The sequence below is a fragment of the Lewinella sp. genome (genome assembly GCF_050633125.1).
Classification (GTDB): Bacteria; Bacteroidota; Bacteroidia; order Chitinophagales; family Saprospiraceae; genus Lewinella.
Genome location: NZ_JBOEFX010000161.1, coordinates 1 through 23,497 on the forward strand (window position 1 = coordinate 1; position 23,497 = coordinate 23,497).

Consider the following 23,497-nt stretch of genomic DNA (forward strand, 5'->3'; position numbering starts at 1 on the left):
CCATTACACCTGGCCTGCTCAAAGCGATGAACGTCAGTATTACTGATATTTATAACGCTTTGGCCAACAGCAATGAAAATACCGGCGGCGCTTATATTGAAAAAACGCCCAATACTTACTATGTGCGTACCAAGGGTATTGCCAAATCTTTGAGTGACATTGAAAACGTAGTCGTCAAAGTAAGTAGCGGCAAGCCTATTCTTGTCAAAGATGTGGCGACGGTACAGTTCGGCAAAGCTCCCCGCTACGGTGCCCTCACCCGTGATGGCCAAGAAGTTGTAGGCGGCACGGTAATGATGCTGAAAGGAGCCAACTCCGCCGCCGTGACCAAGCTCGTCAAGGAGCGGGTAACACAAATTCAGAAGTCCCTGCCTGAAGGTGTGGTCATCGAAGCCTACCTGGATCGCGAGAAACTTGTCTCGACAGCAATTAGCACCGTTCGCAAAAACTTGCTCGAAGGAGGGCTGATTGTCGTCTTCATTCTGGTGCTAATGCTTGGCAACTGGCGCGCGGGGCTTATCGTAGCCTCGGTCATCCCGCTAGCGATGCTTTTTGCCGTTGCTATGATGAATGTGCTCGGCATTTCTGCCAACCTTATGAGTTTAGGAGCAATAGATTTCGGGCTAATCATCGACGGGGCCGTCATCATCGTAGAATCCATCGTCCATCGACTACAAAGTCGCTTCCCCGGACAACAACTAAGTCGCCAAGAAATGAACGACGAGGTACAAACCGCTGCCATCAAAATCCGTAGCTCTGCCGCCTTTGGGGAAATCATCATCTTGATGGTCTACCTTCCTATTCTGGCGCTGGTAGGCATTGAAGGCAAAATGTTTCGCCCGATGGCACAGACCGTCATGCTTGCGATCACTGGTGCTTTGATCCTTTCCTTGACTTACGTCCCTATGATGAGCGCATTGTTTCTAAAGCGTACCATCAACAACCAGCAAACTATCGCAGATCGAATCATTGCCTTTTGCCAGCGGCTCTACAGCCCGGTTTTACATTTGGCTTTGAGGTTTAAAATCGCTTTTATTACAGCTACCATGTTACTCTTCGGTCTGAGTATGATCGTCTTTTCCAGGATGGGTGGCGAATTTATCCCAACGCTGGAAGAAGGGGATCTTGCCCTTCATCAAATCTTACCGCCAGGTAGTTCGCTATCGCAAAGTGTTGCCACCTCCAAAATCATCCAAACAAAACTGATGGAGGAATACCCCGAGATCGAAGATGTAGTCACAAAAATAGGTTCAGCTGAGATTCCTACCGACCCGATGCCGGTAGAAACAGGGGACATCATTGTGGTGATGAAACCGAAATCAGAATGGGTTTCGGCTACTTCACGCCAAGAAATGTTCGGAAAGATGGAGCAAACGCTCCAGTCGATTCCTGGTCTGGCTTACGAATTCTCCCAGCCAATCCAAATGCGATTCAATGAGTTGATGACGGGGTCACGGGCAGATATTGCGGTCAAGCTTTTTGGTGATGACCTCGACCTATTATTCGCCAAAGCCAAAGAAGCAGAACGTGTCATCCGAAGTATAGATGGCGTCGGCACGACCAAAGTAGAGCAGACATTGGGTATGCCTCAAATCGTCATCAATTTTGACTATGACAAACTGGCCCAGTATGGCCTCCAGGTCAAGACGGTCAATCAGATTATCAGGGCTGCCTTTGCAGGCGAAAAAGCAGGCCTCATTTACGAAGGAGACCGGCGCTTCGACTTGGTGGTTCGCCTCGCAGAAAACTATCGGAATGATATTCAAAGCGTAGAAGAGCTTTACATCCCACTGGAGAATGGCACCCAGGTACCACTTACCTCCATAGCGAAGGTCGCTTTTGAAGATGCTCCGATGCAAATTTCGCGCGAGAACACCAATCGCCGCATTGTCATCGGTGTCAACGTCGGTGATACGGATATTGAAACCTTGGTGGGCAAGATCCAACAGGAACTGGATAGCAAAATAAACCTACCAGCTGGCTACTACTTCACCTACGGCGGGCAGTTCGAAAACCTCAAAGCGGCCAACGCACGTCTGGCGATAGCCGTTCCACTGACCCTGGCAATGATCTTTGTATTGCTCTTTTTCACTTTCGGGTCAGTGACACAGGCGGCGCTTATTTTCACAGCCATTCCACTATCTGCTATCGGAGGTATTTGGGCTTTACAGCTCCGTGGTATGCCCTTCAGTATTTCTGCGGGTATTGGTTTCATTGCCTTATTTGGTGTCGCTGTACTTAATGGTATTGTGCTCATCGGTTATTTCAACCAACTCAAAAACGAAGGGATGGAAAGTATCCGCAAACGCATTATCCTGGGCACACAGGTGCGGCTACGGCCTGTATTAATGACCGCTGCAGTAGCTTCTTTAGGTTTCTTACCTATGGCGCTCTCAAATTCTGGAGGAGCAGAAGTACAACGCCCACTGGCCACGGTGGTCATTGGTGGGTTGATAAGTGCAACTTTTCTTACGCTGGTTATTTTACCAATTCTTTATAGTTGGCTGGCACGGTGGCAAGAGAAACGCCGTTCTTTTCCTGCTTCTAAAAGCGGATTATTGCTTCTTCCCTTGCTATGTTGCAGTTGGTCTTTGATGGCCCAACCCGAGCCTATTTCGCTTGAGCAGGCTTTGGCGGCAGCTCTAAGCAATCATCCACAAATACAGGCAGCCGAATTGCAGTTGCAGCAAAGTAAAAGTCTGCAACAATTACCTTACAGCTTGGGTGAAACATCTATCAACTACCAGGGTGGCGGCCTATTCCGAGCCAATAACCAGCAGGTAAATCAACTCCTTATCACTCAGAACATCCCCCACCCTGCCGTGGTAAAAGCAACGAATATATTGCAGGATGAGCTGGTTGTACAGAACGAGCTGAACCAACAACTCACGACTCAGCAGTTGCGCTATGAGGTTCGATATTTATATTACGAATTACAACAACACAAAGCACTTCGCCAACACTACCAGGCCCTAATCAGTCGCTACGAGCATTTTTATCAAATCGCAGAAACACGTACAAAGACGGGCGCAGCCAACCGAATGGAAGCGCTCACCTTACAATCCGCCTTGCAGGAGCACCTACTTTTGGAAAAGCAGACGGTTCTAAAGATTAGCAACCTGGAGCAACGTTTGCAAATTTCAACAAATGCGCCACAGGCCATTACAAGTAAAGACAGCCTGCTACTGGCATCGTTTTCGCAGGAAACTGCGCCCCCTGTACAGTTAGCCCTTGCTCAACAACAGGTACTGATCGAACAAGCTCACNNGACAAAGCCCGAATTCATCCTCGGATATGCTGCCCAACATTACTACGAAGGAGGTTGGTTATCAGGGCTACAGGCGGGCATACAGTTTCCATTATTCCGGCGACAATACCGGCAAAAGATGGCTGCTCAGCAATTACAAACACAGGTAGCTCAAGCTCAAGTAGCCGTGCAAGCGCAACAGCTCGAACAGCTCAAGCTGGAAGCACTAAATGCTATTCAACAGTACGCAGAGGCTGCCGTTTATTACCAGGAACAATTGAACACGATCCAACCAGAAATGGATCGAATTGCAAGCCTCAATTACCAAGCAGGGGAGCTTTCTTATCTGGAACTCGTCAATATCCTCAACCTTTTTGCGACCAACAGTCGCCGCTACTTCGAGCAAGTGCTGGCTCATAACCAAGCACTGGCTTATTACCAATTCCTTACCAACCAATAATATCCGCCCTGATGAAAAATATAAATAAATTTCTTTCTCTTCTATTCTTAATGGCTTTGGTCAGCATCAATGCCGCTTGTAGTCATGATCATACGGATTCAGATCACCAGCATGGTGCAGAAGATGAACATAGCCACGATTCCGAAGAAACGCACGAAGAAGGCGTCATTCACCTGACCAAGGACCAAATGAATACCATGGAGATTACCTTAGGTGATTTTACATCTATGAAAATCAATGATTATGTCAATGCTACGGGAACGCTGGGGCTTCCGCCCAATGCCCTCACGTCGGTAAGTGCCAAAGCCAATGGATTTATCGTCAACAGCAATAAATACATTGAAGGCAACTACGTCAACAAGGGTGTCATCATGGCCTATTTGGAAAACCCCGAATTCATCCAACAGCAACAAACCTACCTGGAGGTAAAAGCTGAATTGACGTTTGCACAACAGGAGCTGGAGCGCCAGCAAGCACTTGTTGATGCAGAAGCCGGTGTAGAGAAAAACTTACAGCGCTTACAAGCCGAGGTAGATGGCAAAACAGCAATGCTCAAAGGACTCGCCAAACAACTCAATTACCTTGGGCTCTCGGTAGAAAAACTCACGCCAGACAACATCGTCCAACGCATACCGCTTTATGCACCTATGTCGGGTTACCTCACATCAATAAAAATGCACAATGGCATGTATGTAAGCCCGGCGATGGAATTGATGGAGATTGTAAACGAAACCCACCTTCACCTGGAATTAGACATCTTCGAAAAAGATATCGCCAGCATTAAAGAAGAGCAACTCATCAGCTACACGGTTCCTGCTTTAGGCAATAAGATTTACCCCGGAGAGGTGCATGTAATCGGCAAAGAATTCAATAGAGAAAACAAGACAGTCAGGATTCACGGCCACCTGGAAGAAGAGCGGCCTACTTTCATCAAGGATCTATTTGTAGAAGCCAAAATATGGCTCAATGACCAAACCGTATCAGCACTACCCGATGGGGCCATTATCAAGGACGGAGCCTCCTCCTATATTTATTATACGGACGAACAAACAGAAGGCGAAGTCGTTGAATTCACTGCCTTGATGGTTATTCCTGGCACCACGGCAGATGGCTTCACCACCGTAACCTTGATTGATCCGCTCCCTACAGGCAAAAAAGTTGTCACCCAAGGGGCCTATTACGTCTATGCACAATCAAAAGCTAGCGAGTTGGAACATTCTCACTAATATCTTTACCACCTGGAAGGCACAAACTGTCTTCTGGGTGGTTATCCCTTACTCTTCAGGTTCCAGCTGGCGCCGAATACTACATTAAACTGGCCAAACCAAAAGGATTGTGACGCCGTATCTGAGCTAGAATTTGTGGTACGAACATTTGGCAGGTTGATAAAACCTCCTTTGACTTCCGATTGAATAAAAAAGTGCCGACCTATATTCAATTGTAAACCTAGCACACTACTGATCCCGTAACCAGCTATATTGAATTCATCATAACGGTCATTATTGAGCAAGGTCGCATTGGTTCGTGGATAAAGAACGCCCCCTCCCAGGCCTTCTGTTAGTGCCAGCGTGAAATATCGAAAAGTCATCAATTCATCAATTCTCCGAGCTTCGACATTAACATAATTCAGGCCATCGGTATGTTCAAACTCCAGGAATCCTTTCGCTAAAACAATATCCTCATCATCATAAACACCATCGTATTCTGTGCCTGAATTCCTGATCTCGCCTGATATTCGTGCTGTTTGATCGGCTTGCATCACATATTTCATGTGATCAATTCCGAAAGACAAACTGTACCGATCATTCAAAAAATAGCCGATTCTAAAATTGTATTGAGGGATTGTAAACCGTTGGAGGTGGAAGTAAGGATCAACATTAAATGCCGTAGGTCGGTCATTAGCAATCACTTTATCCAGCGTAAAATTGTAGTCGGTACCCGAAAAGTGAATATCCGACGTTGTGTATCTACTGGAATTCCAGCCCCAATAAAAGTAAAAATCCCCCTTACGGGTATGGTGATCACGGTAAACCTTACTTTCCTGACCATAGCCAAACTGCGAGCCGATCAACAGCAGGGCAACAATAAATAAATTTAATCTCACTGTTTATATTTTCAGAGGAGGTTACTAAACGGGTCATTTTTGAGTTCTCTGCCGCATACTTTCGTAGAGGATGATCCCCGCAGCGACACTGACATTCAAAGAATTCAGCTCCCCCAATTGTGGAATATGGAAGCGGTCATCAGCTGCTTTGGCCACAGCTTTGCTAATACCGTCCCCTTCAGACCCGAGCACCAGTGCTACTGCCCCTTTCATATCCATGTTAGGCAGGCTGTGCTCTCCGTTGAGGTCACTAGCCAAAACGGTTACATCATTATTTTGCAGGTACTCCACCGTACTGACCATGCTCCGGACCCTACAAACAGGTATACGAGACAAAGCACCAGCGGATGTTTTCAAGGCGTCAGGCGTCAGGCCAGCGCTGCCTTTACCTGGTAGTACAATTGCACCTACTCCAAACAGTTCCGCAGAACGGGCGATGGCCCCAAAGTTTCGGGTATCCGTCACACCATCCATTAAAAGGAGTAGCGGAGTTTCCGACTGTTCAAACAAACGAGGAAGAATATCTTCCAATTTATGATAAGCAGCAACACCTTGTAGTGCCACAACTCCCTGGTGATTGCCATTGACCATCCAGTTGATCTTCTCTTTAGGAATGACACTCAGAGGCACCTCCTGGCTTCGGCAAATTCGACGCAGTTCTTTTTCGAAATCTCCACGAGTACCTTGCTGAAGGTAAACTTTCTCGATAGCCTGCCCAGCCTGTAAAGCTTCCAATACCGGATGCCGGCCAAATATCCATTGTTTATTATCCATAGATCGCGAAGGTAAGGCAAACCAGCTATTTGTCGTCTGTGCTTTAATTATAGTTTTACCAAATTAAGCACAGAAAAGCATTTTTGTCTTAGTTTTGAGCAGCCATTCGACTACAATTTCTATTTATCTACACTAAAATTCAGGTTAATCATGATAAGAAGCGCTACACTTCTACTATTGCTCCTTTGTATTTTCATGGTCACTCCCTTGGTGGCCCAACAGCAAACGGAGCTCCAAAAAGCGACCCTTCACCTAGAACAGCGTGCCACTGAGTGGGGGTTACAGACTGCTGATATCATGGATATTGCTATCAGTAACGAATATGTCTCCAAGCACAATGGTGCCCGCCATTTTTACTTTACGCAACAGTATGCAGGCATTCCAGTATACGGAGCGATCAATGGTGTTCACCTTTCGCGGGAGGCGAAAGTAGTATACGCTACCAATACTTTTGAGCCTAATCTGGCGGAGCGCATCAATGCTATTTCTCCGGTTATCTCTCCCGAGCAAGCTTTACAGGCTGCTTTAGATCACTTGGGCCTTTCTACTGCTAAGCCATTGCTTCTAAAAGAGCAAATTGCAGGCAAATACACCTTTAGCGGTGGCGATTTTTCTCATAGCGATATTACTGTTCAGCTACGATATATGCCCTTAAGGGAAACAGGTGTTATCCACTTGGCATGGGACATGGCCATAGACGTATCTACCTCTGCCGATTATTGGAGCCTACGTATCGACGCCCTCGATGGCAAGATGCTACACAAATATAACTATACTGTTTATTGCACCTTCGATGATAAGGTAGGGCATACCTCTCATACCTACAATTGTACCCACGAATCGGCCGCCGTTGCTAGTGCGCCTATGCATTTAATGGAAAGTATGATGGTAACCGACGGTGCAGGTTACAATGTTATCCCCTTACCAACTGAAAGTCCATTATACGGAGAACGTCAGTTGCTGTTCGATCCTTCTAATCCTACAGCATCGCCCTTTGGGTGGCATGACACCAATGGAGAGGAGGGCGCAGAGTATACCATCACCCGCGGCAACAACGTACATGCCTACCTTGATGTAGAAAACATTAACTCTTCCAACAACGACGAACCAGACGGCACTAGCGACCTGCTCTTCGACTTCTATTTTGATCCTAGCGATGAGCCAGAAAACATGCAGGAATCAGGAGTTACCCAGCTATTCTATACAAATAACATGATGCATGATATTTTCTATCGTTATGGCTTCGACGAACAAAGTGGTAATTTCCAAGAATACAATTATACCGGTGAGGGAGAAGGCCTTGACTATGTGATGGCCGAAGCCCAGGATGGTAACGATACAAACAATGCCAGCTTTATGACCCCACCCGATGGTGAAAAGCCCCGTATGCAAATGTATCGCTGGTTTGGTGTAGAAGGAAGAGTACTTAGTTTTACTACTCCTGAAAGTATAGCGGGTAGCTACGATGCGGGCACGGCGCAGTACGGTCCATCTATTCCTGAAACCCCTATCGTTGCTGAAGTCATCCGTGCGTTTGATGAGTCTGGCACCCCTTATCTAGTTTGCCAGGATGTAGCCAATACAGATGCAATCGCTGGTAAAATAGCCATGATAGACCGGGGCGACTGCCTCTTTGAAGAAAAAACCAATAATGCCGAAGCTGCCGGTGCTATCGCCGTAATCATTTGTAACTACGAGGAAGCAACGTTGAGCCTAGGCGCTGGTGTAAATGGTTCTGACCCTAGCATCATCACTATAAATATGAAAGCATCCGATTGTAATGCAATCAAGCTTTTGTTAGATCAAGGCGAAGTCGTAACTGCTAGTATAGGACTCCCTGCCGACAGTGGCCCCGCAAGTGTAGGATCTAGTATGGACAACAGTGTGATTACTCACGAATATGCCCATGGCATTAGTACTCGCCTTACAGGGGGGCCATTTGAAGTAGAGTGTTTAGAAAATGACGAGCAAATGGGAGAAGGCTGGAGTGATTTCTTCGCTTTAATTACCACTATTCGCCCTGATGACACCGGAGCGACCAGGCGCACCATAGGCAATTACGCTGCTCGCCAGCCTACCAATGGTAATGGTATTCGTCGTATGCCTTATAGCACCGACTTTGCCATTAACAACCAAGACATGGACGATATCATTGCGACGACCAGACCCCATGACGTGGGTGAAGTATGGGCCAGTGCTATCTGGGATTTATACTGGGGAATGGCTGACATCTATGGATTTGACGCAGACGTTACCAACGGAACAGGAGGAAACAACATGGCTATTCAGCTTGTGATGGATGGTATGAAATTACAACGTTGCAATCCAGGTCTTCTTGATGGCCGCGATGCATTACTCTCTGCTGACTCCCTAAACTACGACGGTATTCACGGGTGCTTAATCTGGGAAGTTTTTGCACGCCGTGGCATGGGTATTGATGCGGATCAAAACGATCGATTTGATCGCAACGATAATGAACCGGGATTTACCACAGTACCTTCATGTATCAAGGAGCTAAAGATTCGAAAATCTGCTGACCGCGACCTCATTCTAGCAGGTGAGTCTATTGAATATACGATCGTCGTTACCAACGATAAAGAGGAGGCCGTAACAGGCGTGATGGTCGAAGATGAGCTTCCTGCTGGCCTTACGTATCAGGCCGGTTCTGCTACCGGTGCTACCGCTACAGACAATGGCAACAATGTAACTTTTGACATTGGCGACCTTGCTGCTGGCGAAAACGCCATCATTACCTACATCGCTAACGCTAGTGCCTCTAATCGTTCCGTGCAGCTTTTTTATGATGATATGGAAGAAGGTGATGACAATTGGGAATTTGAAGCAAACAGTGGTTTCGATATTTGGGACCTATCTTCCAGTAATCCGAACAGTGGTTCTACCAGTTGGTTTGTTCGTGACGTTGGAGAGCAAAACGACCAATTGCTTATCCTCAATGAACCTTTGGAAGTCAATGGTACGAACCCATCTTTGCGTTTCTATCACGATTATGATACGGAGCCTGTGGCAGATGGAGGCTTGGTAGAGGTTTCTACCAACGATGGTGCTAGCTGGGAAAAGTTACCAAATTCCTATATCAGGAATGGCTACCGAGGCGACTTGGCAGCACAAACCCTTTTCAGTCCAGGCATACAAGCTTTTTGGGGCGATAGCCAGGGTTATAAAGATTCTTACATTGACCTAAGTGCTTATCAAGGGCAGACTATAAAAATCCGCTTCCGCTTTGCGTCTAATTTCGAGAGAGGGGGTACTGGCTGGTACGTTGACGATGTTGAACTGATGGACAAAGTAGCCTACGAGGGCGAAGCCTGTGTAAGCTCCAACGAAGGCGATAGCAATTGCGCAGGTGTACCCCAAGGTGGTGTTATCGTAGATACAGAATTCGTAGAGAACACTGAAAATCCGGTATATGATCCACAAGTAATGCAGGTTTACCCTAACCCTGCAAGCCATGTGCTCAACGTTGCGATTACCCTTGATCTGGCTAGCACGGTAGATGTGCAACTGATTAATGCTGGTGGTGCCGTAGTTCGTCAGTGGAGAGATCAAGCCCTTCAAGGCCATCTGATGTCATTGAATATCAGCGAGCTTCCTGCTGGGTTTTACTTCCTACAACTCAATACCCAGCAAGGTATTTACACACAGAAGGTAACGATTCAGTAAACAGCAATTTTCGTTGCTAAAGAACCGACTTTCCTTTTCAGGAAAGTCGGTTCTTTTTTTGCTTTTGGTGAAAGCAGCGCACATGGATTAATTGAAACACAAAAAGTCATATCTTAATCACCTGTTTCACTACACGTTCTCCCCTCTCCCCTTGTAATTGCAACAAATAAACACCTGCTGGATAGTTGGAAAAATCCAGGGTATGTCCACTCGCATTTAATACCGTGGTAAATAACAGCTGCCCCAGCGCGTCAAAACAGTTGAGGACTAAATCCTCCTCGCGATTGCTCGCAACCCTTACCTCATTAGCTATTGGATTGTGGCTGAGCACCAAATCTAGCGGCTCATCGGGCGTAAATGGCTGTGGTGCGAAACAATCAGAAGGCAGAGGATTGATTTCTACGGGAACAGTGCCCGACATATCTCGTCCGCTAAAAGCCGGATCATCCAAGGCATATTTATGGGCGGCGAAGGTCTGGTTGAAACGGACAGTAGCCCCCTGAACAGCAGGGCCACCATTGGGGTTGACAGGATTGAGGTACTCCCATACTATTTCTTTTTGCTCGTTGACCTCAAAGAAATGTCCATCTGCGCCGGAACAAATAAACAAATGGCCATCGGGCAACTGCTGTGTACTGGACATATAAGGAGAATAAAACCAGGGTGCTTCAAAGGCAACTGCCACCTCAGATGTCACGAAAACACCATTCTCCTCAGTGGCATAACTACCATCGTCCAGGTAAGGGGGCTGCCATTCTTTGATCGACGACTGCTCCGGCCCTTCTTCGTTATTAAACACCATCATTGTGGAATTCGCTACTTGAGGGTCCACCCATTGTGCATCGTGCTGGCCATTGAACACGTTGAGGNNTGTGGAATTCGCTACTTGATGGTTCACCCATTGAGCATCGTGCTGGGCATTGAATACGCTGGGGCCTGTTCCTTGATAAGCAGCAGGATTGCCGTAGCGATAAAGCAAATCGCCTCCTCGCCCGTAGCGACCACCTACCGACTGGCGGGCTTCTGTCGTCGTCGTGCTGTGGTCAATCACCCACACCTCACTAAACAACCGGGAGCTCAAGATAATTTGATCCAGTTCAGGGTGGTAGTCAATGGAATTAAGATGCACCCAATTGGCAGCGGGTACAGCACCTTCTTCACGATAATTGAGATCAATGCGTTGTGGAGATGCTGCGACAACGCCATAATTTTCCGCAGCTGGATCATGATCCTGCACCAGGTGATCCCATAATTGCCATTGCCAGACGATCTCCGCTTGATTGTTTGGCAATATCTTTATTTCATAAACGGCCTCCGTCCATAGCTCCATGTTTCGGTCACTACCATATAGGTGTGCTTGCTCCGCAGTGCGCTTCTCCCAAATGAGTGCCAAAAAATTGCCATTGGGCAAAAGGCAAATATCATGATGAGCTTGCCGGTTTACATCATTTATCTCGTATGACCACTCCAAATCACCATCCCAATTAAACAGTTCAAAACCACCACCCCGTCCACTGATGGGAAAGGCCCCATCCTGTTCTGTCGTGCGTAATAAATCGCCATTCTCCAGTAAGAAAAGGGCACGACCTGGACGATAGGTACTGTGCCACTGGTTAACAATCAGGCCGCAATTGTCAATCAGGTAAGTTTCTTCATTGTTACTAAAAAGGGTGTAAGACAGGAAAGCTTCCTCAGAATCATGCAGTAAACCTACCGTAGGTTGAGCATAACCTACCAGCTGTAGCATCATCCAAGAGACAAGTAGGATTTGTCGTTTAAACATTAGAAAAGAAGTTGGAAAGCTCTTTAGAAGAGCCTTCCAACTATAATAAGGTTTAGAAATTCACACCCAAACGGGCGAAGAAGAACGCTCCATCCGATCCCATCTGTACGGAATCGTTGAAACCACCCTGATCCGTCCAGCCATCAAACTGGGCAGTAGGATAAGTGTTCAGTAGATTGTTGGCACCTAAGGTTAGTCGAAAATTACTAGACAACTGATAGCTGAGACTCAAATCCATAGTCAAAGCTGCCTCATAAACGTCAGTAGCTACCTTGAAGAGGGCATCAGCCTCCGCTTGATTAGTAGCTGGTGAATCTACCCACTGAAAATCCTGAAGGATAACTTCGCTGAATTGGGTAATTGACAACTGAGCATCGAACTTAGGCGTATTGTACCCCAAATTCACACCGATCTTATAGTCTGGTGCAGCAGCTTCCAGGTAAGCCTGAGAGAAAGGACCGAAGAAGGTAAATTCATTGAGATTACCGTTATTGATATTCTCAATTTCCAACTTATTGAAGTTGGCAGCTACGCCAAAGCGCACACTGCTCTCACCGTCCGCCATGAACTTCTTGTAGTTTAATACTACGTCCACACCACTGGTTTTAGTGTCAACACCATTGGCAAAAAACTGAGCAGCGTCAGCACCTACATTGAAAGCAGTTGCATCAAAGTTATCGGTCAGAATAATCCGATCATCAACAGAGATAGAATAAGCATCAACTGTCGCCGTCAAGCCGCCTGTAGTAAAGGTAAAGCCAACGCTGGTGTTGATAGCTGTTTCCTCTTGTAGCTGCCCAATACCGAAGGCTTTCGTCACTGTACTGGTATTGCTGGCCAACAAGGTAGGCACAGAACGTCCTGCAACAATGTTATTGAAGATCAGATTGTAATGAATCTGCGCCAAAGAAGGTGCCCGAAATCCAGAAGAAACCGATCCGCGTAAAGAGAAACCATCACTGATCTTGTAGCGCCCAGCCACCTTGTAGTTGAAGGTTTCACCAAAGTCACTGTACGTTTCGTAACGCAATGCACCAGCCAGTAGGAAGGCGTCCGTAATATTTGCTTCTACATCAAAGTAAGCACCTAAATTACTCCGGTTACGATCCACTTCGTTGGCAGGGCTATAGCCAGGAAAACCCTGTGATCCACCTGACAATCCATCGCCGTTGCTATCAACCGCAGGGACCTGCACAGCAGGATTGGTAATCGCTACGCCTAGCGTATCATACAAGGAGTACGAAGCCTCCTCTCCAGCAAAAATGGTAAAGTTCTCCGTCCGGTATTCCAGACCAAATGCAAAGTTAACACCAGCAAGGATGTCTTCATTGTACTTACTAAAATCCAGGCCAGTTGTATTGATGGATAAACCATGACCACCAGCGTCAAAATCAGTAGGAGAAGCAGCTCCCATAGAAGCATTATTCGAGTCCTTGATAAAGTAGTGGAAATCGTTTTTACCATAGGTATTATTGAAATCTACCATCCAGCCGTTGTCCATCTGATGGCGGATTCCTCCTGAAGCCGAAGCATCCGTAATAATCGAAGTAATACGTGGCGTGAAACCATTGGGGTAAAGACTAGGTACTGAGCGATTATCACCATCAGCAAAACTGCTACGTGAGAAAGCAAAAGCATCGGTATCGCGATAATTACGGCCACCAAAAGCATAAAACTCTGTGTTTTCACCCAATGGCATCGCCATATTCACCATGAAGTTGAAGCCATCAATGGCTGCGCTTCCATATCCTTTCCTCCAAGAAAACCCAGGACGGAGGGTACGATCTTTTGATAAATATTCCGCAGTGAAATTGGCAAAACCGCCATCTTCGCCCAACGCAATTCCATAATTGAGGCCCACTTGGGTAGTATTGCCATCAAAGCTGGCATCACCATCAGGGTCTAATGCCCGATTCGTTCCATTGACATTAAATAGCGCATCGCCATATTCTTCTTCGTACCCCTCTCCTACTGCCGTACTGTATGCACCATAGGTAATACCACCAGAAATGCCATCCGTTTTGTCTTTCAAGACAATATTGATCACCCCGGCAATAGCATCAGAACCGTACTGGGCAGAAGCACCATCACGTAAAATTTCGATACGCTTAATCGCAGAAGCAGGAATCGCGTTCAGGTCGGTACCACTGTTGCCACGGCCTCGCGTACCAAATACGTTGACCAACGAAGATTGGTGGCGACGTTTACCATTCACCAAAACCAAAGTTTGGTCAGGCCCCAATCCACGCAAAGAAGCAGGATCAATATGGTCAGCACCATCTGAACCCGACTGCTTGGTCGCGTTGAAAGAAGGTGCCGCATATTGCAAGATTTCGTTGATAGCTACCCGGCCTGTAGAGGCGGAGATATCAGCAACATCAATCACATCTACCGCTACCGGAGAATCCGTAGCTGAACGCCGGAAGCTACGCGAACCAACGACTTGAACCTCCCCCAGAGTAACCCCTTCGTTGAGTTCTACATTGACTTTACTGCGACCATCAATGGCTACCTCCATCGTCTGATAACCGATATAGGAAACGATGAGCATGGTCACGTCATCATTCACAGATAGTGAATAATTACCATCGTAATCCGTCACCGTGCCTTGTGCTGTACCTTTCGCTTGTATCGTAGCGCCAATGATAGGCTCACCTGTAGAGCCGTCTGTGACTTGACCGGAGATTTCTTTTAAAGGCTCGGCAACCGTACGGTCCTCGGTAGCCATTAAGGAAAGGCCGCTAAAAGTGGCCAATACCATGAGTAAGTAAAAACGCTTATTTACTGCGTTTTTTACAAAATTTAGTAAGTGGTTCTGTTTCATAAAAAGTGATTGTGATAAATAATATAACTCGCTCATAGCCCCCTACATTTACAGCAGGAATATGCCACGATTGTAATCAACTTTTAATTGGGATGGGGGTGTTCAGCACCCACTTAGTAATAAAAAAACGATGGTGGGTGAACGTACAAGAAAGGAAAAAATAGGGAAATATTTTTTTATATCTCTAATAATATAAGTTATCCCGAATTTTGGTCGTCACCAAAATTCGGGATAACTAAAAAGAAAACCTGATGGTTTAAATTAAAATCCGCGCTGACTCATATTTACTTAAAGGCGAGTAATCGAATAGGTAAGCTGTACGGTTTGCCCTGAAGAATCGTTCAAGACAATTTGGTACGTTACCGAGGTGGTTATGTTACTGAGCGGGGTACTGAGCTTCTCGTTACCCAGGTCTTCAGAAGGGTTGTCTCCTCCTCCATCATAATCAAATAGATGGGCAGCCACTTCAATTGTACCGGCGGCAATTTTTGAAGAAGCTATGGTATACGTTACCGAAGAAACCAGAGGGGTATCACTTACTCCTACGCCTATCGCCTCAGTCTCTGCCACCGACCAGAGCGTGTTATCTTCAGTGATATTATCCCTACGCAGTTTGGAACTAATGGTACCGTAAATTTCGAGCATTTCATCTTCCGCCTCTTTAATTTCGAGTGCAGCTATTTTGAGGAGATCTACCCTGAAAGCAACCTCTTCATCAATGGGGGTTGGCGGCGTGTCATCATCTGAATTACACGAAGCGAACATGGAGATCAAGGCAAACAGTGTAAGGAATTTCAGGATTTTTCCCAAGTGCAAATCATTGTGTTTCATGATTAATTTTTTTGTGGTTTGATTAATTGTGGTGGCCTACTACTGATTAGTCTGCAGCCTAATCAGCGTAAGCCACCACAAAAATTTTGGCTATCAATTATTGACAGCTCAAAACTACTCGTGAACCCCCTCACTGACCTAATTCCTGTCATGGACAAAGCATGGACAACTCAAAAAAAGCCTTCACAAGCATTCGTTCAACCACTCAGACAAACAGAATCAAATAACTCAAAATCAATTATTTATACCCAAAATGACAAAAAAGCAGTAGTAATAGTTATTTTCCCCCGCATGGACAACCACAGATTATATATGAGTTATCCCAAATTTTGGTTTAGACCAAAATTCATGATGACCATAGCCCAAAAACCTAGTTGAGAACTCCTAAATTTGGTACGAAACGCCTTTTTACTTAATAACAAGAAGCGAATTTCCACATCATGTTAGTGTTTGTATTAGCTTCAATAGGCAGATTCTCGTCTTGGTCAGCGCGGATTTTGATGATAATCAAAATTCGGGATGAATCATATTGGTTAACTTTACTACCCTTAAATTAACCATATATGAACACTCGTATCGCCTTATTTTGGACCGTGATCTTGCTTCCTTTTTTCTTATCAAGTCAAAATTCTTCCCGTACAGACAGCTTGTTATTGCAATTAGCGGCGACCTCCAATCAGGAAGAAATTGTCGCACTATCCGCGCAATTATGGTCGGAATATATTGATCGGGATATTGATCTGGCTTTACAATACGCGGAAAACATCATTCGGATTGGGCAGTCACTCCAGGTAGATACCATTGTGAGTAACGGTTATCAAAAAAAAGGGATTAGCTATGCTTACCTCAATAACTATGATAGTTCTGGGGTTTATTTTCGCAAAGCACTCTCTCTTTACCGCAAGGTGAATGATTACGAAGCGATTGCCAGTATTCAACGCAATCTAGGGCAAGACCACAATATGGTGGGTGAGTTGGACAGTGCTTCTTACTACTACCGTAAAGCAGGAGAAAATTTTGCAAAAATCAATGACTCCGTAGGTATTGCTGACATTTATAATTCTGAGGCTATCCTCTATTACATTAAAGGTTTTTACAATTTAGCCTTTAACAAGGCCATTGCCGGGGAGCGCATATTCGAACAGCGCGAAAACCTCGCCGGAGATCTTAATCAAAACAGGATGGTGATCGCTGCTATTTACAGCGCGATGAAAGACACCCTGAATGCCATCACCTACTACAAAAAAATTTCCACCTACTTTAAAGCCAACGACATGAAGAGGCAGTACGTCTCTAATGCTATTTTATTAGCAGGATTACTAATTCCTGATTATGAGCGGTATCCTGAGCTTTTCTTATTGATTGACGAAATCGTTGAAACCAGTCAACAGTTGCAGGATGTGGTATTAATTAACCAGGCGCGTCTCATTCAGGCCAGTTTAGCCTACCAAAAAGGGAATTATGATGAAGCGGGAAAAATCCAGTTGAACCTGGTAAATACGACACTACAGGAAGGGCAGGAATACCTGCAAGTTATCAATACGCTGGCACTAGGAGAAACAATGATTACTATCGGAGAATATGGTCAGGGGATTAATTATTTGCAGAAAGCCGCAGCCCTCTCCAGTCAGCTGGCAATGGAAACCATCACGCTGGATGCTAAAAAACTACTGGCCCAAGGCTATGAGGCAATCGGAGATTATGAAAACAGCCTGGCCTACTATAAAGACTACAAAACCCTGGAGGAAAAAATATACACTGAGGAAAGAACCAATCGATTTTCTGAGCTACAAACGATCTACGAAACAGAAAAGAAGGAAAATGCCCTTGCCTTACAGGAAGAGGAAATTAAAACCTTAAATGCCCAAGCCACCTCCAACCGGCTCACCAAAACCCTGTATGCTATTGGTATGGTATCTTTTATCCTGATCTCAGGCCTGTTGTATTTTGGTTTCAAACAACGGATGAAGAAGAACAGCATTGAACGCGAAAAACAAGAAGCTATTTATAAGCAAGAGTTGGCCTTCAAGAAAAAAGAACTCGCTTCTCAGACCTTACATCTGGTTCAGAAGAACACTTTTATTCAGGAACTCAAGGAAAACCTGGAAAAGATCAAGCAATCGCCAGAGTTGTTTAAGGTAGAATTTAAAAAACTGGTCTTACTACTGCGCAGGCAATCTGCCGAGGACAAGAACTGGGAGGTATTCAAATCGTATTTCTCGGAAGTGCACAATAATTTTGACCAAAATTTGAAGTCGATAGCCCAAGATGTTACCGAAAATGATATTCGGTTGGCCTCTTTTCTCCGAATGAATTTAACGACGAAGGAAATTGCGTCTTTAATCAATGTTCTTCCCGATAGTGTTTTAAAATCAAAGTATCGTCTCAAAAAGAAATTAGGGTTATCCAAAGAACAAGACCTCAATATTTACTTGACCACCTTGTAGCGAGGGATCGTGCAGGGTAATCAATTGTAGCTTTTCAATCACCTAATTTTTCTGCACGCCCACTACCTGCCCGTTGCCATTAGGTGCTTGGAATTTCACCCAATAGCCGCCATTGGGTAAACCATCTAGTGAAAGTTTCCAAAATTGAGGCGTAGATAATTGTCCAGTGCGTAATACCCGCCCCTGAATATCCAGAAGCGACCACGAAAAGCTTGTTGGGGGCAGTTTCGAAAAGTCAAAAGTCACCACCTCACGTGTGGGGTTAGGATAATATTTTAATTCGCTGTCGCCCGCAAAGGGCATTGTAGCATTGGTTAAATCATTAATGGTAACTTTCAATAACTGGTTGGTGACCTCCTGGTCGGCCAGCATGCCACCGGCGATCAGGTATTGGCCATTGCCCAATTCGGCTACGCCCCGTAAATCCATGATGGCAGGGATGAAACCCAGGATTTCTGACAGCTCACCCGTCATTGGGTCGTATACGCCAATTCTGTCTAAGGGGTTAATAATACCAGAGCCGTTGTAAGCAATGGCGTCAAAATTGTAAGTGTCGTCAGCTCCACCAATCCAGAGTGCTTGGTCGCCAAAAGTAGCGGCTCCCATCCGATAACCAAGGGCCAGCGGATCGGCATACCCTTCCCAAGTAATTTCGTAGGGATTTTCGGGGTTGATATACCCTTTACGGAAAAAACTGGTGGCCGAAAAACTGCCTGAAGACCGAGCACCACCCGCGTAGTAGATGGTATCTCCAATAATAGTGCCGCTTCCGCCAAACACCCGCCAAACCGTGCTGCTGCCTACGGGCGTAGCTTGCTGCCAAAGATCAGTACTGGGGTTGTAAACTTGCACATTACTGACATTGGTGGTATTACTCCACCCCGTAATAACGTACAAAAGGCTATCGCGCCAGACAGCTTGTACCTGATCGTCAATAGCTACAGGAAGATTAGCTCCATCAGCTAGATAGCCATTCGTTAGCGGATCAAAAACATGAATACGGTTTGAAGAAACCTCACCGCAATCAGGTGCTAAATGGTAACCACCAACTACATACACCTTATCCTTGATGGTACTTGCTGCAGTAGCTATTTTGCCTCCATTAGGGTCTGGTAAATCAGGAAGCACTTCCCAATTATCAGTACTCAAAGAATAGCGATAGGAACGTAGGTGGTCACCGCTACATTCGAGAGTGGTATCTATGCCTGCAAAAGAGTACAAGTAGGTTTCGTCGCCAAGCGTCACACAGGTAACCGCATTATTGGTAACCTTCTCCGGCAGGGGGCTCAGGTATTCCCAAGTAATAGATTGGGCCTGAAGGAAGTTGGTGCAGAGTAAGAGAAGCATGGTGTTTTTTAACCGCATAGGTACATAGTTTTATACCACACAAGCACAACAACATCAATAAATAGGCTATGAGTCCATGTGCTAAAGAGGCATTAAGAATTAGGGTAAAACGGCTTTCCTTCGCGTGCTAATCGTCTCAACAGCGGGCTACAACGATACCTGTCTTCATGGTATTCAGCGTAGAGTGCATCAAGTTTTTCTACAACGTAAGGTATTGTCAATTCATCCGCCCAGGCCAGTAAGCCTTTAGGATAATTAACGCCTTTAGTCATTGCTAAGTCTATAGCATCACGGCTGGCCACATTTAAGTAGAGAGCATCAGCAGCTTCGTTGATCAACATCACCAATATACGGTGCAAGATCGCTTTACCTTTGGCAGCATCTCTCGTTGGTTCGGGCTGAACGCTCCCTTCTTCATAGTTGTAAAAGCCCCGACCCGATTTACGCCCCAAGTATCCGGCATCCACCAGACGTTGCTGGGTGAAACTCGGTTTATAGCGAGGATCAAAATAGAAAGCAGCAAAGACCGTTTCCGTTACCTTATAGTTTACATCATGCCCGATATAATCCATCAAAGTAAAAGGCCCCATACGAAAACCGCCTAATTCCGTCATCACCCAATCAATAGTGGCCAAGTCAGCGATTCCTTCCTCGTAAACCCGAAGGGCTTCACTGTAAAATGGGCGAGCCACCCTGTTGACAATAAAGCCAGGAGTGTCTTTGGCCATCACTGGCACCTTGCCCCATTTTTTCATCAACTCGAAGCATTCCTCCGCAATTTTAGCATCCGTTTGCACTGCGGGGACTACTTCTACCAATGCCATCAAAGGAGCAGGATTAAAAAAATGCAAGCCCAGTACACGGCCTGGCTTTTGGCAAGCAGCAGCAATAGCAGTAACCGCCAAAGAGGAGGTATTGGTTGCCAGAATCGCATTTTCGGAGAGTACATCTTCCAGCTGTTCGAAAAGTGCTTTCTTTACTTCTATCCTTTCTACAATAGCTTCAACAACCAGTCCTACTTCTGCCATTTTGTACAGAGAATCCACGTATTGAATACGCTGCTGAATAGAAGCTGACTCCGCCTGGCTGATCTTTTCCTTTTCTACGAGGCGATCCATTATTTTAGCCAACTTGTTGCGAGAGCGTTTCAATGCATCAGGATTATTATCGTAAATCAGGACACTATGCCCGGCAGTGGCTGCCACCTGAGCAATACCGCTGCCCATTGCTCCGCTTCCTACAATACCTACGCTAATCATGTTGGTCTTTTTGGTTAGAATCGCAAAGGTACAAAGCCTGCTTTCAATAGCGTAAGAACAAGGACAGTTCCATCATTTTTGGAACACAATGTTTACTTAGGTGTTTACCTTTGTACTAAGATTAAATTCATTACTTCAAAAAACCACTATGAAAAAAGGATTACTATTAGGTTTAAGCCTCTGTTTATGCCTACTGTTCGGCCTACAAGCCCAGGAAGTACCTCGTACCATTATTGTAGAGCACTTCACCAACTCACGTTGCGGCATTTGTGCCAGCCGCAATCCGGGTTTCTATAGCAACCTCAATTCGCAAGAAGGGGTATTACACCTTGCCATCCACCCGAGCTCCCCCTATAGCACTTGTATCTTTAACCAAGCCAATCCTGGTGAAAATGATGCTCGTACCAACTATTACGGTATTTATGGTGGCACCCCACGTTTGGTGATCCAAGGCACTGTAATTTCGACAAGTACTAATTACGGTAACGCGTCCATTTTTGAACCATACCAAAACCAGACGACACCTGTGAGTTTGGATATTCGCCAAACCAAGGAGGATGGCCAAATTATTGTTTCTCTTACCATCACTGCCGAAGCAGATAATGATTTGGGAACAGCTAGCTTATTTTTGGCTGCTGCCGAAAAAGAGGTCATGTACAATGCTCCCAACGGCGAAAATGAGCATTATGATGTGTTCCGCCGTACCTTCAACGGTGAGCCTACAGGGGTGAGCGTTGATATTCCTGCTACTGCTGGTGAATCGATTACTGTTAATGCAAGCCTGATGCCTAATGCTGATTGGGTATTTGATCAACTATTTACGGTAGCTATTCTCCAAGAAACAGATTCAAAAGCGGTCATTCAATCTTCCGCTGCTGATCCTTCTGAAAATGAGCCCCTGGTAAACACTTTCGAAGTAAATACCCTTCCAGCTAATATCTTTCCAAACCCTGTTAAAGATATCCTACAAGTGAAGTTAACCACCGAGACTAAGGCTACATTTCAGCTGTTCAACAGCAAAGGCCAAGTCCTAAAAAGTGGTAATTTACAGGGACAAACGCAGCTTGAAATGGGCAACTACCCAAGTGGCCTCTACTGGCTGGAAGTGCAAAGCGCAGAAGGGAAAGCAGTAAGAAAGATTGTGAAATAGATCATTAGGTGCGGGGTGCAGGGTGCAGCCGTAAACCTAGATCGCACTGGTACGATTGGGTTGCACTAAGTAATTCCGATTTCCGACTTCCGACTTCCGACTTTGTATGCAGGGTACTGGAAAATAGAAATGAGGTTCATCAATTGCTTGATGAGCCTCATTTCTATTTATTGACTTGCTAGCCTAAAAGGTTGATCAATTGTCTTGAGCCGCAAATACTCTGCGTAAGAGATCAGTCGTGCGAGCACCTATATTATTACGGATATCTAACTCCTCTTTGGCTACCTGTGAAAAAAGGCCATCTAGCGCTTTGTTGGTAACGTAATCATCCAAATCTGGATCAACCTCATCATTTAACAATGGAATTCTATTGTAAGTGTTTACCGCATCACTCCAATATTGTCGAGCGTTGAATTTATCCAAAGATTCAACAATAACAGGATTAAACTCATTATAAAGCTGCTGGTAAGTTACCCGCTTCAAATAGACAGTGGCAGCATCTTTATCTCCTTTAAGGATTCCAAGCGCATCGGTGATGGTCATGGATTTGATAGCATTCACAAAAATAGGCTTGGCTTTAGAAGCCGCGTCTTCTGCCCCTCTATTGATCTTTTCCAAGATATTAGCTTCCAGGTTAGAGAAGCCAGGGATATTCTGTAGGCGATCCGTCACTTTGCGTGCTTCCTCTGGGAGTAAAATTTTGTACGGGCTTTCGAAGTAGCCGTTTTCACGAGAAAGCCGATCTGAGCCCTTACTGATTCCAATTTCCAAGGCTTCCTTAAGGCCGCTACCTATTTCCGTAGAAGTAAGCCCGTTCTCACTATTCAAAACAGCACCAAGCACACTATTAAGGTCAGTAGTATCACAGGCTGTTAGGGATAACAAGGCCAGGATAAAGGTTATTTGCTTAAACATATCAATCGTTTTTTGTTGATTAGACGCAAGTTTAACGCTGAAGGCTCGTCATTCACCGTTAGTAAAAAGTTAAAGGGTGGAGAAAATTAATAATCCATGCACAATGACATGGCTTTTTTTTGCAAACGCTCTTATCCAAATAAGGAGCTCATTTTTCCACCACCTCCACCGCCGCCAGAAAAACTACCTGTTTTTACTTCAATATAAGCCGCGGCTACTTGCCCACTAAGAGGGGGATTAAGTTTGCGGATAACCAGACGAATGCCTTTAAGATTGTCGTAGAATTCACTGATTCGTCCATTGATTCGATCAGCCAGCGTTTCAATAAGCTGTGCAGATTTCTTCATTTCTGATTGCACCATTATATAGACCGTCTCATAATTTACAGTAGAGCCTAGATCGTCATGCATGGCTGCACGCCTGGTATTCACATCCAGATAGATATCTATCAAAAAATCATTGCCCAGTACTTCTTCTTCTGGATAAAAACCATGGGGCCCGTTGAAGCGCATTCCTTCTAATCCGATTACTGCCATTGAATTTCGTTTTTAGATCTTGCCGCTAAGGTAAGACCTAAAATCATTACCTCAATGAAATAAATTTTTAGTTTTATTTTTTTTAAACAAAAACAATTGCTGTTTTTATTGTCGAAATTTTATATCTTTGATGAGTAAA

The 23,497-nt window shown here is 45.3% G+C and carries 15 protein-coding genes and 1 pseudogene; 6 read left to right on the forward strand and 10 right to left on the reverse strand.

The genetic code is table 11. The features are described from left to right. The 3 genes from ACRBG0_RS26360 to ACRBG0_RS26370 all read left to right on the forward strand — a co-directional run. A partial coding sequence (locus ACRBG0_RS26360; protein ID WP_431489818.1) for a CusA/CzcA family heavy metal efflux RND transporter occupies window positions 1-3,266 on the forward strand: 3,266 nt, incomplete at both ends. 18 nt (window positions 3,267-3,284) lie between these two features. Next, window positions 3,285-3,707, forward strand: a complete 423-nt coding sequence (locus ACRBG0_RS26365) for a TolC family protein (RefSeq protein ID WP_431489832.1) — start codon at window positions 3,285-3,287, stop codon at window positions 3,705-3,707. Window positions 3,708-3,718: 11 nt separating this feature from the next. Next, window positions 3,719-4,933 (forward strand): efflux RND transporter periplasmic adaptor subunit, encoded by a 1,215-nt coding sequence (locus tag ACRBG0_RS26370; RefSeq protein WP_431489819.1) that lies wholly within the window; start codon window positions 3,719-3,721, stop codon window positions 4,931-4,933. 41 nt (window positions 4,934-4,974) lie between these two features. Here ACRBG0_RS26370 and ACRBG0_RS26375 read toward each other — a convergent pair whose 3' ends face one another. Together ACRBG0_RS26375 and rlmB are read right to left on the reverse strand one after the other, a co-directional pair. Then, window positions 4,975-5,811, reverse strand: a complete 837-nt coding sequence (locus ACRBG0_RS26375; protein WP_431489820.1) for a hypothetical protein — start codon at window positions 5,809-5,811, stop codon at window positions 4,975-4,977. Window positions 5,812-5,844: 33 nt separating this feature from the next. Beyond that, on the reverse strand, window positions 5,845-6,585 hold the full coding sequence (gene rlmB / locus ACRBG0_RS26380) for a 23S rRNA (guanosine(2251)-2'-O)-methyltransferase RlmB (RefSeq protein ID WP_431489821.1): 741 nt from the start codon (window positions 6,583-6,585) through the stop codon (window positions 5,845-5,847). 150 nt (window positions 6,586-6,735) lie between these two features. Here rlmB and ACRBG0_RS26385 point away from each other — a divergent pair, with 150 nt between their 5' ends. After that, window positions 6,736-10,266, forward strand: a complete 3,531-nt coding sequence (locus ACRBG0_RS26385) for a M36 family metallopeptidase (protein ID WP_431489822.1) — start codon at window positions 6,736-6,738, stop codon at window positions 10,264-10,266. A gap of 106 nt (window positions 10,267-10,372) precedes the next feature. Here ACRBG0_RS26385 and ACRBG0_RS26390 read toward each other — a convergent pair. The 4 genes and pseudogenes from ACRBG0_RS26390 to ACRBG0_RS26405 all read right to left on the reverse strand — a co-directional run. Beyond that, on the reverse strand, window positions 10,373-11,135 hold a 763-nt coding region (locus tag ACRBG0_RS26390), incomplete at its 5' end, for a T9SS type A sorting domain-containing protein (RefSeq protein WP_431489823.1). A gap of 2 nt (window positions 11,136-11,137) precedes the next feature. Beyond that, window positions 11,138-12,049: pseudogene (locus ACRBG0_RS26395) on the reverse strand (aryl-sulfate sulfotransferase); the annotation flags it as partial. A 52-nt stretch (window positions 12,050-12,101) separates the two neighbouring features. After that, window positions 12,102-14,873, reverse strand: a complete 2,772-nt coding sequence (locus tag ACRBG0_RS26400; protein WP_431489824.1) for a TonB-dependent receptor — start codon at window positions 14,871-14,873, stop codon at window positions 12,102-12,104. Window positions 14,874-15,161: 288 nt separating this feature from the next. Next, window positions 15,162-15,704 (reverse strand): hypothetical protein, encoded by a 543-nt coding sequence (locus ACRBG0_RS26405; protein ID WP_431489825.1) that lies wholly within the window; start codon window positions 15,702-15,704, stop codon window positions 15,162-15,164. Window positions 15,705-16,267: 563 nt separating this feature from the next. Here ACRBG0_RS26405 and ACRBG0_RS26410 point away from each other — a divergent pair. Then, entirely contained in the window at window positions 16,268-18,151 is a 1,884-nt protein-coding gene (locus ACRBG0_RS26410) for a tetratricopeptide repeat protein (protein ID WP_431489826.1), read from the forward strand. A gap of 42 nt (window positions 18,152-18,193) precedes the next feature. Here the strand turns inward: ACRBG0_RS26410 and ACRBG0_RS26415 are convergent, their stop codons facing one another. Next, window positions 18,194-19,516: a T9SS type A sorting domain-containing protein gene (locus ACRBG0_RS26415; RefSeq protein WP_431489827.1), complete on the reverse strand. Its 1,323-nt coding sequence runs from the start codon at window positions 19,514-19,516 to the stop codon at window positions 18,194-18,196. A 74-nt stretch (window positions 19,517-19,590) separates the two neighbouring features. Continuing rightward, window positions 19,591-20,757 carry a 3-hydroxyacyl-CoA dehydrogenase NAD-binding domain-containing protein gene (locus tag ACRBG0_RS26420; protein ID WP_431489828.1) on the reverse strand — a complete coding sequence of 389 codons (1,167 nt, stop codon included), beginning with the start codon at window positions 20,755-20,757 and terminating at the stop codon, window positions 19,591-19,593. A 148-nt stretch (window positions 20,758-20,905) separates the two neighbouring features. Between ACRBG0_RS26420 and ACRBG0_RS26425 the strand changes: the two genes are divergently transcribed. After that, on the forward strand, window positions 20,906-21,907 hold the full coding sequence (locus tag ACRBG0_RS26425; RefSeq protein ID WP_431489829.1) for a T9SS type A sorting domain-containing protein: 1,002 nt from the start codon (window positions 20,906-20,908) through the stop codon (window positions 21,905-21,907). A gap of 195 nt (window positions 21,908-22,102) precedes the next feature. Here ACRBG0_RS26425 and ACRBG0_RS26430 read toward each other — a convergent pair whose 3' ends face one another. Both ACRBG0_RS26430 and folB read right to left on the reverse strand, forming a co-directional pair. Next, the gene (locus ACRBG0_RS26430; protein WP_431489830.1) at window positions 22,103-22,822 is read right to left on the reverse strand and encodes a DUF4197 domain-containing protein; all 720 of its coding nucleotides are present in this window, start codon (window positions 22,820-22,822) and stop codon (window positions 22,103-22,105) included. A gap of 131 nt (window positions 22,823-22,953) precedes the next feature. After that, window positions 22,954-23,358, reverse strand: coding sequence for a dihydroneopterin aldolase (gene folB / locus ACRBG0_RS26435; RefSeq protein WP_431489831.1), 405 nt, complete (start codon window positions 23,356-23,358; stop codon window positions 22,954-22,956). Between the last annotated feature and the right edge of the window lie 139 nt (window positions 23,359-23,497).